This window comes from Akkermansia sp. N21169 (genome assembly GCF_029854675.1).
GTDB lineage: Bacteria > Verrucomicrobiota > Verrucomicrobiia > Verrucomicrobiales > Akkermansiaceae > Akkermansia.
Map to the genome: position 1 here is coordinate 44,928 of NZ_JARWNC010000025.1, position 15,940 is coordinate 60,867.

Below are 15,940 nucleotides of genomic sequence, written 5' to 3' on the forward strand. Positions count from 1 at the left end.
TTTAGTTGATTAACGATCATGGACGCGGTACCTCCCACGCCAAAAGCCCTTCCGGTTGTTTCGCCGGGCCGGGTACTGCGTCCAGCCCCTCAAATTCCGGACCACGAAGTTGTCCGCCAAATCGGCAGCGGAGCCTATGGAGAGGTTTGGCTTGCCAAATCCATGACCGGTGCATGGAGAGCAATCAAAATCGTATGCAGGGACGACTTTGAGGACGAGCGAACGTTCAATCGTGAATTCCAGGGAGTCCAGTATTACGAGCCGATCGCTCGCAACCATCCCGGCCTGGTTCACATTCTGCATGTCGGTTTCAAGTCCAGTCCATCTCCGTTCTATTATTATGTGATGGAGCTCGGGGACGATGCCCAGGCCGGCATTCATATCGACCCTGCCGAGTATATTCCCCGGACGCTCCATACGGATATGAAGCTTGCGGGGCAACGCCCCCTTCCTTTGGATTATTGTCTGGAAGTAGGCAGCCAACTGGCTCATGCGTTGATTTACCTTCACAGCAAAGGCCTGACCCATCGCGACATCAAGCCGGCCAATGTCGTTTTCGTCAATGGACGTCCGAAATTTGCCGATATCGGACTTGTTTCCAAAAACGACCACCACAGTTTTGTCGGTACGGAAGGTTACATTCCTCCAGATGGTCCGGGAACCAAACGGGCAGACGTTTATGCGCTGGCCAAGGTGCTGTATGAAATCAGCAGCGGCAGGGACAGACTGGATTTCCCGGAACTACCGGACAAAATTCCGGACGGAGCTCAGCGTAAAAAATGGCTGGCCTTCAACGACATTATCTGCGAAGCAGGAGAACCTGATGCTTCCCGTTGTACAATCTCTACTGCGGAGGAATTGGCCGATGCTATCGATTCCCTTCGAGGCAAGTCCCTTCATCCACAATACGGTTCCAAAAAACGGAAGAAGAAAAAGCATAAAAAACCTCTGGGCAATACTGCCCGCATGCTTCTCTCCGCTATTGCGGGAGCCCTCGTTTCCATTAGCATTGTCGTTGCAGTCGCTTGGTATCTTCTTCCCAAAAGCAGTCTGGAAATCCTGAATATTTCCGGACAACAGGAGGATGCCCCACCTGTCCAGCAAAGGCAACCTGTCAATGCTCCGAGCATATCCTCCCAGCAGGATGCTTCTCCCTTCTGGCAATCCAAGCCCCAGCCCTCGCAAGGTTATGTCCTGGTCACCAGTTCTCCGGCAGGCGCGTCCGTTTACGATGACAAGGGCAATTATCTGGATGAAACCCCGTATGGCCCCATTGCCGTGCCGGCGGGTATTTCTCCCGTCTACTCCATACGCAAGACGGGATATGAAGAAATCAAGGGCACGGGGGTTGTAGAAAAAAACAAGACTCTTGTTCTCGGCGGTACTCTCAAACCTTTCCATCCCCCGGTTCAGGGTGAATACTGGACTGATGCAGAAAACAACCGTTTCATGCCCGATGGCGAAGGCCATACGGCGGAAGCTCCCCTCAATATCGATGATTTCAATAAGTTCCTCTCCAAAAGCAGGAACAAAAAAAACATCCCTGTCATCTCAATGCCGGAAACGCCTGCAACCGGCAAGCCTCCACTTGCCCTGACTGATCAGGAAGGCATTATTTCCTATCTGAAATGGATTACTTCCGCATGCATGAAGAAGGGGATTCTCAGTTCCAACTACGTCATGACCGCCCTGCCCATTCCTGGGTACTCGACACGCAACGGTACCATGCAGGCTTACAGGATTCGCGTAGAGCCAGAAAAGAAACTTCCTGTCACAATCCTGTCCCAACCGGAAAACGCCAGTGTTTTCTGGAACGGTAAATACATCGGGCGAACGCCTCTGGAACAGGTCTCCGTTCCACAGTCGCCCTACTCGGTCAAGGTGAAAAAAGACGGCTTCGCTACAATTGAGCGCAATGGTCTTTCCCCGGAAAACCTCTATCTTTCCCTCCAATTGGACAAAGACGAGTCCGTAGAATACGATTCCCCATGGAAAAACAGTCTGGATATGGAATTTGTCCCGCTTGCCTCCGATGCCATGGCGCTTGCCCATGAAGTGCGTATCAAGGATTACCGGGCATTCCACAAATCCACCTCCAAGGATACTCCGGAGCCTCCGGAATGGAAAGACCGCAACGACTATCCGGTCACCAATGTTTCTAAAAAGGACGCAGAGCATTTTGCCAAATGGCTGACTGGACGTGAACGGCGTTCCGGCCGCATCTCCGGAACCGATACCTACCGCCTTCCTACGGATGAGGAATGGAGCCTTCTTGCCAATATCCGTGCTGAAAACGGAACCACTCCCTACGAGCGTTCGCTCTCCGCCATGAACGAGACTCCTGCGTTTTACTGGGGTACCGCCTGGCCTCCCAAGAATAATACGGGGAACTTTGCCGATGATTCCGCATTGTCCTATCTACCCTCCTTCCGGGTTATTACCTCATACGAAGACGGCTATCCGGAACTTGCTCCCGTCAAGTCGTATGATCCCAATCGCCTCGGCTTGTATGATCTGGACGGTAATGTACAAGAATGGGTGGGTGATTCATATGGAGGAGATAATGCCCTCATCCCGATCAAGGATTACGATACGGCGCGCGGCGGCAATTACCTTTCCTTCCGGCCTGCCCAGCTTTCTATCCGTGCAAGAACCCCTCTGCCCCCGGGGACGAAGGACCCAGCCATTGGCTTCCGCTTGATTCTTGTCCGGCAATATGAAGCGGAGGAATAAACGAACACTCCTCAACCGCTGTACTCCATGATTCGGGGAGAATCTCAAAGGAACCCTCGGGGAGTAATGGAGCCCTTTTCTTCCTCCTCATCGCGAATGGAGGAAAGCTTTCCCAAAACCTTGTATTCCTTGCCTTTTTTCTGAAGAGCTCCCTGGGAAACAAGCGTTTGAAGCTTCTCGTAGATGCGCAACCTCAGGATCTCTTCCCCTCCGGTGGAAATACCCTTGCTCTTCATCGCTGCAAGGACTCCCTCAAAAATGTCGTTGAAAAGAATCGTATCGGCACAAGACAACACGACAAGCATCTCACTCCGAATCGCATCGGGAGAGCGCCGCGGAATATGCCCATTCTTTCCAATCTCCATTACCTTACGGTATAACACATTTAAAGTGGAGAGTCAAGGAGACATTCCACTTTCGGAATCATGCTTCGGCACGAACCCCGAGTCAGAATTCTGTGTTGTCCCTCGCTTTACCTCCTCGGGCATTGATTCCCCCAATCAGGAGAACAATTTCCCCTTTGGGAGGACGTTCCGCGAATTGCCCGGCAAGTTCGACAGCAGTCCCGCGATGATAAGTTTCAAACGTTTTGGTCAATTCTCTTGCTACGCAGATCGGAGTTTCCGGATCAATTGTCGCCAGGGTCTGGATGCTTTTGACGATACGGAACGGGGATTCGTAGAAAATCGATGTAAAATCCGCTTCGACCGCTTTTTGCAGCAACGCCGCCTTCCTGCCCGACTTGACGGGAAGAAATCCGCCGAAGAAAAAGGCGTCACTCGGCATTCCGGAACCGACAAGGGCAGTCACAACTGCAGACGGCCCGGGCAAGACAGTGAAACAGACGTCGGATTTTTTCAACGCCTGAATCAACCTGTAGCCCGGATCGCTCACGCCGGGCATTCCGGCATCCGTCACAACGGCAAAACGTTCTCCCGCTGCAGCCCTTCGGACAATTTCCCCGGCCCTGGCCGCTTCATTGTGTTCATGCATGCTGAGGAGAGGTTTGCGAATTCCATAATGGGTCAGAAGCAATCCCGTATGCCGGGTATCTTCACAGGCAATCGTATCAACGCTTGCAAGTACATCCAAAGCACGCCGGGTAATATCCTCCCGGTTTCCGATCGGCAAGGGCACGAAATAGACGGAATAAGCGACTTCGGACATGATGTTCTCCGTATGATACTTTCAGGTGTTGTCGTAGATCTTCCGTCAGCCGTTACTGACGGCTCCGCAAATGTCGTGGGCTACCAGCCGGGTCGCATACGACAGTGCATTCATCTTGGCGGACTGCTGATTGCCGACATTAAACAAGCTGGATACCGCCGTTGCCGAGCTGGTCCATAGCACTTTGTTGGATTTGTTGTCGATAATCTTGTAATTGACATTCAACTTCAATCCGACTTCCATACTCTTATAGGTATCCTGGTAGCTGGAACGCAGCTGCATGTAATCAATGGAAGCCACGCTGCCTTCCAACCGTGCGTCAGCCTTTTTGGAGGAAAGCAGAGAATAGGTACCTTCCGTCTGGATTTCTTCCGCAATAGCACTGGAAACCATAGCACCCGCCCGAGGTTCAAGAGAGTTGTTGGTGAACACCCCGACGGAAATAGAATGGACATCCTTCAGGGCGACGGGTTTCAGCCCACCGATATGGTATCCGCATGAGCTGAATAACAAAGCAGTCACCACCGGCAGGAGGCACAGGAGAAAATATCGCATGGGTTGACGGAAGGATGGCATCATGAAGGCAAACAGGAAGATTACTTGGCGGGAGCCCCCATGGATTTCAGATGATCTTTGGCCTTGGCGGCAGCTTCGGGGTTCGTCGCCTCCAGGGAAACGACTTCCTGGAAGCAAAACACGGCAGCGTTGTAATCTTTCATCCGATTCAGATAGTACTCTCCAATTTTCAGTTTTTGGTCAACAAGCTGGCGTCGAATGTCGTCAAGCCCGGACTTGGCATGGGACGAATGAGCCGTATCGGGATAACGCTGGAGATAATCTTCGTAGGCTTCCTGGGCCCGCATGATGTTGGCATGGTTGCGGTCGCCTTCAATCTGGGCACCACGGTACAAGTCCGCCACCTGGAGCTGGGCACCGGGGGCATAGGGACTATGGGGGTAGTTATCTACAATCTTCTGGAAGGTGTCGATGGCTTCCAGATTACGACCTTTTTTCATCAGATATTCCCCGAGGAGATTCATGGCCTCGGGAGCCGTATCCGCATAAGGGGCATTGGTACAAACACTGTTGAGCCACTTGACCACAATCGTAGGATCCATGCCGACGTCAAACAACCACAAAACCTTGTTGGTCAACTCGCCGCGAGCAGCAGCATAAGCAAGGTTCTTCTGCGCGTTCAATGCGGCACTGTAGAGAGGCGTATTCGGATAGCGATCAATTACGAATTGGTACGTGTCAAATGCATCCATGGGCTCACCCAATGATTCGTATAGTTGGGCCTGGCGGAATTTGGCCTGAGGCGCTTCCGGGGCAAGAGGACAGTACCGAGCCAGCCTCCTATATCGTTTGATCGCGCCGTTCCAATCATTTTTGGATTCGCAGGCCTGAGCCTCGGACCAATATTTTTGAGCCAGAGGATCAATGAGACGAAGTGACCCGGCAGGAGGCGGGGCATCCGAACTACACTGGGTAAGAAGAAAGGAACCGGCCAAACAACCGATTAACAGAAAAGCCTTGTTCATGGACGTTTTTTATTAGCTGAATCTAGAAACGGCATCAAGCCCGATTCTTCAGAGAAGCAGAATTGACAAAAGTGCCGGATATCAATGCTTCCCATAGACGGCTTCGGCATCAAAAGCCAAACCTTCCTCGGCCAGAGCAAGAGTAACCGGCTTACCCGGTTCGACCTGGCTACCGAACGGAACGGAACGGTAGAAGCAGGAGTGGTGGCCGGTGTGACAGGCTCCGGCGCCAACTTGATCCACCAGAAGAATCAGGGCATCCTGATCACAGTCCACAAGGATCTGCTTGATTTTCTGGACATGGCCGCTGGTCGCTCCCTTGTGCCATATTTCCTGACGGCTGCGGGAATAATAGACGGCTTCTCCGAAAGCAAGAGTCATTTTAAGAGATTCTTCATTCATGTAGGCCAGCATCAGAGGTTCGCGGGTCACGTGATCCACGGCCATTGCGGCAATCAATCCGTTCGCATCAAATTTAGGAGCGAAATCAAGGCCTTTTTCCACGTCTGTTGCAGTTCGGGCCGTAAAAACGATCTGGTCAGTTTGCTTGTTGTTATCCATAGCCGAAAGACTCATTACACGAAATATCTGCCAGCATCCAATCTTTTCTGTTGCCCTGACGCAATGAAACCGTTTCCATAGTGCCCATGTCGTTCACGGAACCACAGGCCAGCCAGCTCCTCTCCACCGCCTATGCCAGCGGACGTTTCCCCCACGCCCTTCTCGTCATCGGGGACGAGGCCTCCGGAACTCACAAGCTCGTCCTGGGAATGATCCGTCTGATTAACGAGGGAACCAAGGGAGATTCTCTGGAAGCCATCCGCGATGAATACATGCGCCTCGTCCGTCCCAGGTCCAAGTCCAGAAAGATCCTGATCGACGATATCCGATCCGTGGAACCCTTCCTCCAGCAGAAAGCCGATGCAAACCACCATAAAATCGTTGTTATCCTGGAAGCGGAACGCATGAATGACGAAGCGGCCAATGCTTTCCTGAAAACTCTGGAAGAACCTCCCAACCAGACGCTGATCATCCTTGTAACGTCACAACCGGAGCAATTGCTTCCCACGATCATATCGCGCTGCATCAACGTTCCCCTGTTTTCTCCCGGCGGTAGTATCCGGCTTACTCCCGTCCAGCAGGAACTCCTCCCCGCCTGGGCAGAAGCCACCGAACACATGGGAGACGATCTGGCCGCCCTTTCATTCCGCTCAGTCCTTCTGGAGCTACTCGGACGCCGAAAGGCGGACATCACCAAAAGAATGACGCAGTCTCTCAAGGAAGAATCCAAGGCCATCGCCCAAGCGACGGATACGTCCAACTGGGAGTCACAAAACAAGGATCTGAATGCTGCGTTGATTGAAACCGAATACCTGGCGGAACGCGACCAGGCAATCGACCTGATGATTCTATGGTTCGGTCAGGCTGCCGCCATCGCCTCGGGGGCTCCGTCGACGGAACCCATGCATCCGGGCGTTACCCAGCTAGCCCGGACAATGCCCGTACCGGAAATCCTCCAACGCATGAAAGGAGTCGAACAACTCCGTGCCGACCTTAAATTCAATGTTCATGAAGGACTCTGCATGGATGTCCACCTTCTGGAGGCCTTAGGTAATCTGAATGTTTGATATTCTCCGGGGTTAGTCCAGTTCCTTCCTCAAATAGAACATATCAATACATCGGACACCGTTTTCCATGATCGGTTCCGCATAATTGTCGATGAAAAAATTCTTCACGACATGCGATGGGACAAAACCGAATCCGGAATAAAATGCACGGCCACTGTCGGAGGTACCCACATACATGGTTTTCCAATAGGCGGAACAGGCCTTAAACACGTACCCCAGCAGGGCACGGGCATACCCCCTGCCCCAATCCCGCTCGCGCGTGGCCAGATTTTTCAGTTCGCAGGTATCACCTTCTCCCGGGATGACCAGAGCTTCGCACACCGGGACACCTTTGACGAAAAGAGCCCACATAGAGCCCTCCTCCCAATACTTCCGTACAACGGTTTCATCAGGATCGGCCAAAATCAGCAAAGGCAAGAATGGCTCGCGCTCACCGGGGAGAATTTCACGGATTGTCCAGCCGGGCTCCATGAAAGAGAAAATGAGGAGGTTGCGATCAGCGCCCCGGAAGAAGTTCGAAAGTAAATCCCTTAAGGTATTCCGTTTCCGGCAAGTTGAGCAACACCGGATGATCGGGTCTCTGACCGTGCCGCGCCATCAAACGCAATGTAGCCGGAGCATCGATTGCCGCCTCGCGGATGCTGTCCTGGAACAACTCGGCACTGGCATGATGAGAACAGCAGAATGTGGATAAAATCCCGCCCGGGGCCAGCATCTTCATGGCGCGGAGGTGGATTTCCTTGTACCCGCGCATCGCATCGTGGAGGGACTTCTTGTTGCGCGTAAACGAGGGGGGATCGAGAATAATCAAGTCCCACTTCGGTTCGGCGCCTTCGCGCACCCTGTTCGACTCGCTCTTGAGGAAGTCGAAGGCATTGTCAGCCACGGCCTCCACCTTCACCCCGTTCAGGGTGGCATTCCGGCGCACGGCGACAACCGCCTCCTCTGAAACATCGACTGCCGTCACCTGCTCCGCTCCGGCAAGGGCGCAGGCCAGGGCAAAGCCTCCCTGGTTGCAGAAACAATCCAGCACTCGCTTGCCTCGGGCAAATTCGGCCACGGCGGCGTAATTATCCAATTGGTCGAGATACAGCCCCGTCTTTTGACCAAACTCAAGATCCACGAGGAAGCGCACCCCGCGTCCACTGGCTTCAAAAGGCGTCGGAGCCGTACCTGTCAGCATTCCCGTAAAAGGCTCCAGCCCTTCAGCGGCCAGCATCGGGGAATCGTTGCGGACGATGATGCCTTCCGGCTCCAACAATTCCTGCAACACATCGCCAATCAAATCCAGCCTCATTTCCATGGCAACCGTCAGAGCCTGAACCACGAGGTAGCGGGCATACTGATCGACAATCAAGCCCGGCAAGCCATCGGATTCACTCCAGACGAGGCGTCGCAATTCCTCTCCCGGCATCAGGCGGTTGCGCACATCGATCGACTGGCTGATGCGACGGAAGAAGAAATCCCTGTCCAGCTTTTGCTTCCTTCGGGAAAATCTGCGGGCGACAATCTGAGAATGAGAATTGAAAATCGCGGATCCCAAAAAGTGGTCCTTAAAATCCCTTAATGCAACCACATCGCCCGGCTGGGGATCCCCAAACACCTTGCGCACTTCCGTACCATACACCCAATCGTGACCCTGAAATATTCTTGCCCGTGGAGCTACAACCAAACCTGCCATAAGTAAGTTCACTCTACCCCATCCCCGCCCAACGGGCAATTGAAAACTGGCCCCCATGCCTGATAGAATCCAAGAACCCCGGATGGATTCCCGGACCTCCTACCCGCATCGAAGCCATCTCCCGAAGGACGGCAAAAGTACGCTCGCCAGGCGACGGCCTCGGGTAAGCATTTACCCGAGGCCATCAATAGGATTAATGTATAAGTCCGCCCTTACACAAACCGGAAAAAGAGCTTATGTATGGTAATGAGACTTTTTGTATCTTGATTTGAGAATCGGGAGCCCAGAGATCTCGTTCCCCATCATATTTTTCAGCAATTGTTACTTGAATCTTAATTTCAGGACATTTGATGTATCTAAAAGTACGCGTATTTGTAAAAAGTCCTGGTTCCCGATCAAACAACTTCCGCATTTCAGCAACAGTAGAGCCAGGTTGAATCGATTCAATTTCCTTAATATGTTGTTGTAACCATGCAGAAGTAATAGCCGCAGCAATCTCGGGAGGTGGCATTTTCACATGTTCTACTTTTTTTGGGGCAACTGCCGGAGCAGGCATGGAATCGGGGTCTTCTCTTGCGCATGAAGTCAAGAGAAACGGAACACAAATAGATAATAAGCAATATTTGACGGCGATTATTTCCATAATAAATTATTTATTTTTATATACAACACATTCAATCAAATTGCAACAAAAATAAAAATAACACCTCAAAAACGTGCTGAATTATGAGTCAGGACAATTGGATCACTGGCACTCGCCACAAGCCCCCCCCATGAAAATACTTGATAATATAAAGGATTTCATTGTTTTGATTTTTTGTATTCACCCAATCCTTTTGGGAGGACTTTCCTAAAATCACATCAAGTCAAAAAAGTCAAGATGTTCTTTTTCTACAAGGCGAATATTTTGTTTTACATATCAATTATCTCCAGCAAGCCTAAATACTGAGATCACAGAGATAGAAATCTTGATAGATTTTGCAGATACTATCCGTATTTGATATAGTTCTTTCCATTTCTTTTTCATGAAACCCTCTCTTCCCCTCCTTCTCCTTTCCGCCTTCCTCCCGGGTATCCTTGCTTCCAGTATCGTCCTAGCGGCAGATACTCCCCTTCAAACTTCGGCAATGCAGGAACCGTCACCGTTCCAGAAGCAATTCAGAACGCAGAGTTATATCGCCTACCCGCCCGTCAAATCCACTGCGGCACAGCTCAAAACAAATTCCTACAGTCAATTTGAAAACCCGACGGGCATTGCTTTCGCGGCAGGAGAAACAATCACTCTGGATGTCGCCCCCCTTCAGGGACAAACGCTGGAATTGCGCATCACGGACTTCAGCACGGAGCGCATGCAGGACAGCTCCTACCCCCTCAAAAGCGGAAAAAATACGATCGTTGCCAAAAACTCCGGCCACGGCTACATCAGCTACTTCTCGGACAAATACAAGACCGCACGCCCCGTCACCATCTCTATTGCCGGCGGCACCGTCAACGGATACTTCGATTCCTCCCGGCACACCAACCGGGACTGGAAAAACCTTCTCGCCTCGGCCACATCGCCCATTCTCGACATCCGCGGCAAATACGTCCAGCTTGCCTACCCGGTCGCAGCCCTCCGGGAACAATGCCCCGGCGACGGTCTCGGCCTCATCGGCATCTATGACCGCATCATCTCCATTCAACAGGAAATCATGGGACTGGACAAATATAAATGCCGTCCGAAAAACCACATGTTCGGACGCGTCATTTGGAAGGGATTCATGCATGCCGACGGCTATGGAGCCGCCTTCCACAACAATACCATGAAAAACCTCGCCAACATCGCTGCGATCAAAAAGGATCCCTGGGGCATCGCTCACGAATTCGGTCATGTCAACCAGGTGCGTCCCGGCATGAAATGGGCCGGCACGGGAGAGACCACCAACAATATCTATTCCATCTGGACCAAGTATCTCTTCAGTCCGGAATACATCAACCTTGAACATCACAAAAAGGATGATACCTTCGGCAACCGCGTCGAAGGAGGGCGCTTCAATGCCTACCTTAACAGTGCCGTCATCGCCGGAGAGCCCTGGATCGCTCTCAAGGGGCCGGACAAAATGAAGGACTACGAACGCGGCAACGGCGACCACTTTGTGAAGCTCTGTCCGCTCTGGCAGCTCATGCTCTATTTCCAGGTAGCCGGCAAGGGCAATCCTGATTTTCTACCGGACATCTTCCAGAAAGTGCGCCAGACGGATGAATCCGGCATAAGCCACGGACAACTCCATACCAATTTCCTGAAAAACCTCTGCGACGCTACCCGGCAAAACCTTACCGGATTCTTCAAAGCCAGCGGCATGCTCACTCCTATCGACCGCAACATACGTGACTACGGCGACTACCAACTCACTATCACGCAGAAGGATTGCGACGATGTCGTTGCCTACGCGTCCAAGTACCCCCAACCCGAAAGCCCGGTCATCCACTACATGACCTCGGGAAGCGTCAAAGCCTATAAGGAAAAATTGCCCGTCTCAGGGCAATACGAACAAGGAATTACCGCAGGAGAAGGCAACTTGAATATTTCAGCTGATGCCTGGAAAAACGTCACCGTTTTTGAAACCTACAAAGGAGACAAGCTGGAACGCATTTCCATCCTCTACACCGGTTCCCCGGACAAAACATACACCATTGTTCCCTACCCGGAAGGCTCCACCCGCATCGAAGCCGTCTCCTGGGACGGCAAACGTACGCTTGTTTACGGAACACGGTCAGTTTAAAAGGCCACGTTGCAGAAAACCGACAAAATCACTTAAATAAGGCAACGAAACTTTTTGTATCTTGACTTGAGAATCACTCGACCACATATCTCTTCCGTTACCATTTTTTTCATCAATCGTTACTTGAATCTTGATCTCAGGACACTAACGGTACTTAAAAATACGCGTATTTGAAAAAAGTCCGTCTTCACTCACAAATAACTTCTGTAGTTCAGCAACGGAAGAGCCTGGTTTAATTGATTCTATTTCTCTAATATGCTGCTCCATCCATGCTGAAGCAATAGCTGTAGAAATCTCGGGAGGCGGCATTTTCACCTGTTCGACTTTTGTTCGGTCAACTACCGGAGCTGAAATGGAAACGGGGGATTCGTTTGCGCATGAACTCAGAAGAAACGGAATACAAACAGAGAATAAAAAATATTTGTTGGTGAGTATTTCCATCATTGTTCAGATTTCTATTTTTGTGTTCTCCCAAAAATTCCTTTAGGCCAATTTTCATACAATTACAACAAATCAAAAAAAGCCAAGGTGCATTTTTTTCGAAGCAGTATATTCCGATTCTGTTAACAAACGTTCCTAATCTCGATAACTCATGTCAATGATGCGTGGGGCAGATGTTCGATAACGTTTTTGGATGACAAGGCATCCAATTCGCCATCTTGCAAGAGACGAGTAACATAACAATCATCCATGTTCCCCATCCTTGCGCACTTACTAACCCGGAGTTATCGCCACAACAGTCGTCATTCGTTTTTTTCCGGACCCTGTGTGGTTATCTCATCTGTTTTTGCTTCAGGAAGAATCTGAAGTATCTGGCCGTGTTTCCCCTGCTCGGCATCATCTATTTAGGCATCTCCATCTACAAGTGGGATGCAGTTTTTCACAGTGAAGAATCCGTATTGGAGGCAACCTCTTCCTTTTTCTTTTTACGGGAAGGATCCGTCACACGCAGCATCACGAAGTACAGAACCGCGATCACAAAGGACAAAATGGTGATTTCGAGGCTTTCAGCCTTGGCTGTGCGGATGAATTCTTCCGGGTTATCCAGCATGTGAGGATTGTTGAGGCCCATCCTCTGACCGTACCAGGCAAGTACCCAGCACCAAAGAAACGATCCGACAAAGGTATACAGGGAAAATGCCCAGAAATTCATCCGTATCAGCCCTGCCGGAATAGAAATCAAATGCCGTACGACAGGCAGCAGGCGGGAAAAGAAAATAGCGCCCTTTTCATAGCGTTCCATGAACACCTCGGCTCGCGCCAATTCACCAGGAGGCATGAATATGTACTTTCCGTACTTCAAAATAAGAGGACGTCCCACAATCAACGCAAACCAATACGTCAGTGCGGAACCGGCCCATGTCCCGAGAGCGGCAACAAAAATGACTCCCCAAAAATTCAAATGACCTTGCGTAGAAGCTATTGCCGCCGGAATCACCACCACCTCGCTTGGAACCGGGCAAATAGAACTCTCCATCGCCATCAATAGAAAAATTCCTACATACCCAATCCCGTGAACCCACTCCAGCCACAATATGATCATCTCATGCATCATGTCCGGAAGAACATACCCTCCGACACCGTAATTTCAAGAGATTTCGCCCCCATCATAACCGATATCCCCAGTCTCTGCGTGACAAATCCGTCATTCGCGAATGCCAAATCAAGACAAGAATAGTATTGACGGACTCCCAAATCACTTCTATCATTCTTCAGGTCCTTGTTCCAAGTCGGCGCCGGGACTGATTTCTAAATCAAACTTAAAAACCAAGACCTTATCTTATGGCAAAGTACGCTATTAATGGTTTCGGACGTATCGGCCGCAATGTTCTGCGCGCCATGTCCAAGGAAGAACGCGCCAAGGTTGTTGCCATCAACGACTTGACCCCGATCGCAATGATCGCCCACCTTCTCAAGTATGACTCGACTCAGGGTAAATTCGACGGCGAAATCGCCATCGAAGGCGATTACCTCGTTGTCGACGGTCACAAGATTCTCATCACCGTCGAACGCGATCCCGCCAACCTTCCCTGGAAGAAGCTCGGCGTTGACGTCGTCCTTGAATCCACCGGTCTCTTCACCAAGCGCGAAGGCGCCCAGAAGCACATCGACGCCGGAGCCAAGAAGGTTCTCATCTCCGCTCCCGCCACCAATCCCGACCTGACGTTCTGCCTCGGCATCAACGACAGCGAATACGATCCGGCCAAGCACAACATCGTTTCCAACGCTTCCTGCACGACTAACTGCCTTTCCCCCATGGTGAAAGTTCTCGAAGCCAAGTTCGGCATCGAAAAAGGCATGATGAGCACGATCCACTCCTACACGAACGACCAGCGCATCCTTGACCTGCCCCACAGCGATCCCCGCCGCGCCCGTTCCGCCGCCATCAACATCATCCCGACCACGACCGGCGCCGCCAAAGCCATCGGTGAAGTGATTCCCTCCCTCAAGGGACTCCTCAACGGTGCTTCCTTCCGCGTTCCGACCCCGACGGGTTCCCTGACCGACTTCGTCGCCATTCTCAAGAAGAACGTGACTGTTGAAGAAGTGAACGCCGCCATGAAGGAAGCTGCCGAAGGCGAACTCAAGGGCATCCTCGCCTACAGCGAAGAAGCTCTCGTTCTTCAGGACATCGTTTCCGATCCTCACTCCTGCATATTTGACTCCGGCTTCACCTATGTCGTCGGCGGCAACATGGTCAAGGTGTGCGGCTGGTACGACAACGAATGGGGTTACTCCAACCGCGCTGCTGAAGCCCTCAAGAAGCTCGGCGACAGCCTCTAAAGACAACTGGGTCTTTCGGATTGGAGCATCCTTTCCGTTCCGGCGTTGTCGGATAAGAAAATCAGGGACTCCATCCCGAACCGTTGATTCCATTTTGATCCGGGGGAGGCAGCAATTGCCTCCCCCGTTTTCTTTTTCATCATCCATCCATCTCAAACATTACCACATATTATGGCCAAACTGACTGTTCGCGACCTCGATGTCAAAGGCAAGGAAGTCCTCATGAGAGTTGACTTCAATGTGCCTCTTAAAGACGGTTCTATCACCAACGATGCCCGTATCGTTGCCGCTCTGCCCACAATCAAGTATCTTCTGGACAACGGAGCCAAGCTCATCCTCTGTTCCCACCTCGGTCGTCCGAAGAACGAACCCGATCCCGTTTTCTCCCTGAAACCCGCCGCCGTCCGGCTGGGTGAACTTCTTGGCAAACCTGTCACATTCGTTTCCGAAGCCATCGGAGCCGAAGCCGACAAAGCTCGTGCCGCCATGAATGAAGGCGACGTAATCCTTCTGGAAAACGTGCGTTTCTATCCCGGTGAAAAGAAAAATGACCCGGACTTCGCCAAGGCACTCCTCGGCAATGCCACCATCTTCGTCAACGATGCATTCGGTTCCGCCCACCGCGCCCACTCCTCCACGGAAGGCGTTACGCACTTTGCCAAACAAAGCGCCATGGGCTTCCTGATCGAACGCGAATTGGAATACCTTGAAGGTAAACTGGAAAACCCGGAAAAACCCTTCGTCGTCATTATGGGCGGAGCCAAGGTTTCCGACAAAATCGAAGTCCTCTCCAAGCTTATGGAAAAAGCCGACACCTTCCTTATCGGTGGAGCTATGGCCAATACCTTCCTCGCTGCCGAAGGCTACGATCTGGGTGCTTCCAAAATCGAAGGCGACAAATTGGATCTCGCTCGTGAAATCCTTGCCAACGCCAAAGCCAAAGGAGTTCGATTCGTCCTTCCGGCCGATGTCCGCGTTGCCATGAAGTTCGAAGACGGCGCAGAAACAACCTGTACGGCTCCTTTCGCCGAAGGCGGCAAGGTGTGCGAAGGCGGCATGGCCATCGATATCGGCGACAAGGCGATTGAAGAATTCTCCGCAATCATTAAGGGAGCCAAAACCGTTCTTTGGAACGGCCCCATGGGAGTGTTTGAAATGGACTGCTTTGCCAAGGGAACCAAGGAAATCGCTGAAGCACTGGCCAACAGCAATGCGATCACCATCGTAGGCGGCGGCGACTCCGTCACGGCAGCCAAAAAGTTCAAGGTTCAGGACAAGCTCTCCTTCTGCTCCACGGGAGGCGGCGCTTCCCTGGAACTTCTGGAAGGGAAAATCCTTCCCGGAGTCGGTTCTCTGACCGACAAATAATTCGGTAGGATTTCCCTCTATTCCATCTACAAGGCGTCTCAATTGTCGAGGCGCCTTTCTTTTATTGGTTCGGTACGTATAAAACAACAGAGTCCGCCTTCCCCACGCGGGAAAGACGGACTCCTGTTTTTCTTGTCTTCCGACTTCCTATCAGAAGTTGTACCGGTAACCCAGCGAGCCGCTCGCCCAGGTCGCTCCGCTGCGGAGTTCCGTGTTCGCCTCCGCAAAGATTGTGCCGTTCACTCCTACGGGAACGCTCAGCCCCGCTCCGAACTG

At 51.7% G+C, this 15,940-nt stretch carries 15 protein-coding genes; 5 read left to right on the forward strand and 10 right to left on the reverse strand.

The annotated features are described in order from the left end of the window. Positions 1-18: 18 nt before the first annotated feature. Positions 19-2,733, forward strand: a complete 2,715-nt coding sequence (locus QET40_RS01405; RefSeq protein ID WP_280125382.1) for an SUMF1/EgtB/PvdO family nonheme iron enzyme — start codon at positions 19-21, stop codon at positions 2,731-2,733. A 44-nt stretch (positions 2,734-2,777) separates the two neighbouring features. Here QET40_RS01405 and QET40_RS01410 read toward each other — a convergent pair whose 3' ends face one another. The 5 genes from QET40_RS01410 to hisI form a co-directional block, all read right to left on the reverse strand. Next, entirely contained in the window at positions 2,778-3,029 is a 252-nt protein-coding gene (locus QET40_RS01410; RefSeq protein WP_280125383.1) for a hypothetical protein, read from the reverse strand. A gap of 151 nt (positions 3,030-3,180) precedes the next feature. After that, entirely contained in the window at positions 3,181-3,900 is a 720-nt protein-coding gene (gene rsmI / locus QET40_RS01415) for a 16S rRNA (cytidine(1402)-2'-O)-methyltransferase (protein WP_280125384.1), read from the reverse strand. Between the two features lie 45 nt (positions 3,901-3,945). After that, entirely contained in the window at positions 3,946-4,455 is a 510-nt protein-coding gene (lptE, locus tag QET40_RS01420) for an LPS assembly lipoprotein LptE (protein ID WP_280125385.1), read from the reverse strand. Between the two features lie 41 nt (positions 4,456-4,496). Beyond that, positions 4,497-5,441 carry a tetratricopeptide repeat protein gene (locus QET40_RS01425; RefSeq protein ID WP_280125386.1) on the reverse strand — a complete coding sequence of 315 codons (945 nt, stop codon included), beginning with the start codon at positions 5,439-5,441 and terminating at the stop codon, positions 4,497-4,499. 81 nt (positions 5,442-5,522) lie between these two features. After that, positions 5,523-6,002 carry a phosphoribosyl-AMP cyclohydrolase gene (hisI, locus tag QET40_RS01430; protein WP_280125387.1) on the reverse strand — a complete coding sequence of 160 codons (480 nt, stop codon included), beginning with the start codon at positions 6,000-6,002 and terminating at the stop codon, positions 5,523-5,525. A gap of 86 nt (positions 6,003-6,088) precedes the next feature. On the opposite strand from hisI, the gene QET40_RS01435 reads away from it, so the two are divergent. Beyond that, positions 6,089-7,069 carry a hypothetical protein gene (locus QET40_RS01435; protein ID WP_280125388.1) on the forward strand — a complete coding sequence of 327 codons (981 nt, stop codon included), beginning with the start codon at positions 6,089-6,091 and terminating at the stop codon, positions 7,067-7,069. Positions 7,070-7,081: 12 nt separating this feature from the next. Here the strand turns inward: QET40_RS01435 and QET40_RS01440 are convergent, their stop codons facing one another. The 3 genes from QET40_RS01440 to QET40_RS01450 all read right to left on the reverse strand — a co-directional run bounded on the left by QET40_RS01440 (position 7,082) and on the right by QET40_RS01450 (position 9,393). Further along, positions 7,082-7,540 (reverse strand): hypothetical protein, encoded by a 459-nt coding sequence (locus QET40_RS01440; protein WP_280125389.1) that lies wholly within the window; start codon positions 7,538-7,540, stop codon positions 7,082-7,084. A gap of 25 nt (positions 7,541-7,565) precedes the next feature. Further along, positions 7,566-8,750, reverse strand: a complete 1,185-nt coding sequence (locus QET40_RS01445) for a class I SAM-dependent rRNA methyltransferase (protein WP_280125390.1) — start codon at positions 8,748-8,750, stop codon at positions 7,566-7,568. A gap of 193 nt (positions 8,751-8,943) precedes the next feature. Next, positions 8,944-9,393, reverse strand: a complete 450-nt coding sequence (locus QET40_RS01450) for a hypothetical protein (protein ID WP_280125391.1) — start codon at positions 9,391-9,393, stop codon at positions 8,944-8,946. A 382-nt stretch (positions 9,394-9,775) separates the two neighbouring features. Here QET40_RS01450 and QET40_RS01455 point away from each other — a divergent pair, with 382 nt between their 5' ends. Then, positions 9,776-11,512, forward strand: coding sequence for a M60 family metallopeptidase (locus QET40_RS01455; protein WP_280125392.1), 1,737 nt, complete (start codon positions 9,776-9,778; stop codon positions 11,510-11,512). Between the two features lie 144 nt (positions 11,513-11,656). Here QET40_RS01455 and QET40_RS01460 read toward each other — a convergent pair whose 3' ends face one another. Next, the gene (locus tag QET40_RS01460; protein ID WP_280125393.1) at positions 11,657-11,956 is read right to left on the reverse strand and encodes a hypothetical protein; all 300 of its coding nucleotides are present in this window, start codon (positions 11,954-11,956) and stop codon (positions 11,657-11,659) included. A gap of 436 nt (positions 11,957-12,392) precedes the next feature. Continuing rightward, on the reverse strand, positions 12,393-13,067 hold the full coding sequence (locus QET40_RS01465) for a DedA family protein (protein WP_280125394.1): 675 nt from the start codon (positions 13,065-13,067) through the stop codon (positions 12,393-12,395). Positions 13,068-13,294: 227 nt separating this feature from the next. On the opposite strand from QET40_RS01465, the gene gap reads away from it, so the two are divergent. Together gap and QET40_RS01475 are read left to right on the forward strand one after the other, a co-directional pair. Beyond that, positions 13,295-14,296, forward strand: a complete 1,002-nt coding sequence (gene gap / locus QET40_RS01470; RefSeq protein ID WP_280125395.1) for a type I glyceraldehyde-3-phosphate dehydrogenase — start codon at positions 13,295-13,297, stop codon at positions 14,294-14,296. A gap of 171 nt (positions 14,297-14,467) precedes the next feature. Further along, on the forward strand, positions 14,468-15,664 hold the full coding sequence (locus QET40_RS01475) for a phosphoglycerate kinase (protein ID WP_280125396.1): 1,197 nt from the start codon (positions 14,468-14,470) through the stop codon (positions 15,662-15,664). Positions 15,665-15,940 lie beyond the last annotated feature (276 nt).

Excerpts from the sequence above, each read along its gene's own strand:
- QET40_RS01405 (WP_280125382.1), top strand. The coding sequence starts at position 19 with ATGGACGCGGTACCTCCCACGCCAAAAGCCCTTCCGGTTGTTTCGCCG.
- rsmI (WP_280125384.1), bottom strand. The coding sequence starts at position 3,900 with ATGTCCGAAGTCGCTTATTCCGTCTATTTCGTGCCCTTGCCGATCGGA.
- lptE (WP_280125385.1), bottom strand. The coding sequence starts at position 4,455 with ATGCGATATTTTCTCCTGTGCCTCCTGCCGGTGGTGACTGCTTTGTTA.
- QET40_RS01425 (WP_280125386.1), bottom strand. The coding sequence starts at position 5,441 with ATGAACAAGGCTTTTCTGTTAATCGGTTGTTTGGCCGGTTCCTTTCTT.
- hisI (WP_280125387.1), bottom strand. The coding sequence starts at position 6,002 with ATGGATAACAACAAGCAAACTGACCAGATCGTTTTTACGGCCCGAACT.
- QET40_RS01435 (WP_280125388.1), top strand. The coding sequence starts at position 6,089 with ATGTCGTTCACGGAACCACAGGCCAGCCAGCTCCTCTCCACCGCCTAT.
- QET40_RS01440 (WP_280125389.1), bottom strand. The coding sequence starts at position 7,540 with ATGGAGCCCGGCTGGACAATCCGTGAAATTCTCCCCGGTGAGCGCGAG.
- QET40_RS01445 (WP_280125390.1), bottom strand. The coding sequence starts at position 8,750 with ATGGCAGGTTTGGTTGTAGCTCCACGGGCAAGAATATTTCAGGGTCAC.
- QET40_RS01450 (WP_280125391.1), bottom strand. The coding sequence starts at position 9,393 with ATGGAAATAATCGCCGTCAAATATTGCTTATTATCTATTTGTGTTCCG.
- QET40_RS01455 (WP_280125392.1), top strand. The coding sequence starts at position 9,776 with ATGAAACCCTCTCTTCCCCTCCTTCTCCTTTCCGCCTTCCTCCCGGGT.
- QET40_RS01460 (WP_280125393.1), bottom strand. The coding sequence starts at position 11,956 with ATGATGGAAATACTCACCAACAAATATTTTTTATTCTCTGTTTGTATT.
- QET40_RS01465 (WP_280125394.1), bottom strand. The coding sequence starts at position 13,067 with ATGATGCATGAGATGATCATATTGTGGCTGGAGTGGGTTCACGGGATT.
- gap (WP_280125395.1), top strand. The coding sequence starts at position 13,295 with ATGGCAAAGTACGCTATTAATGGTTTCGGACGTATCGGCCGCAATGTT.
- QET40_RS01475 (WP_280125396.1), top strand. The coding sequence starts at position 14,468 with ATGGCCAAACTGACTGTTCGCGACCTCGATGTCAAAGGCAAGGAAGTC.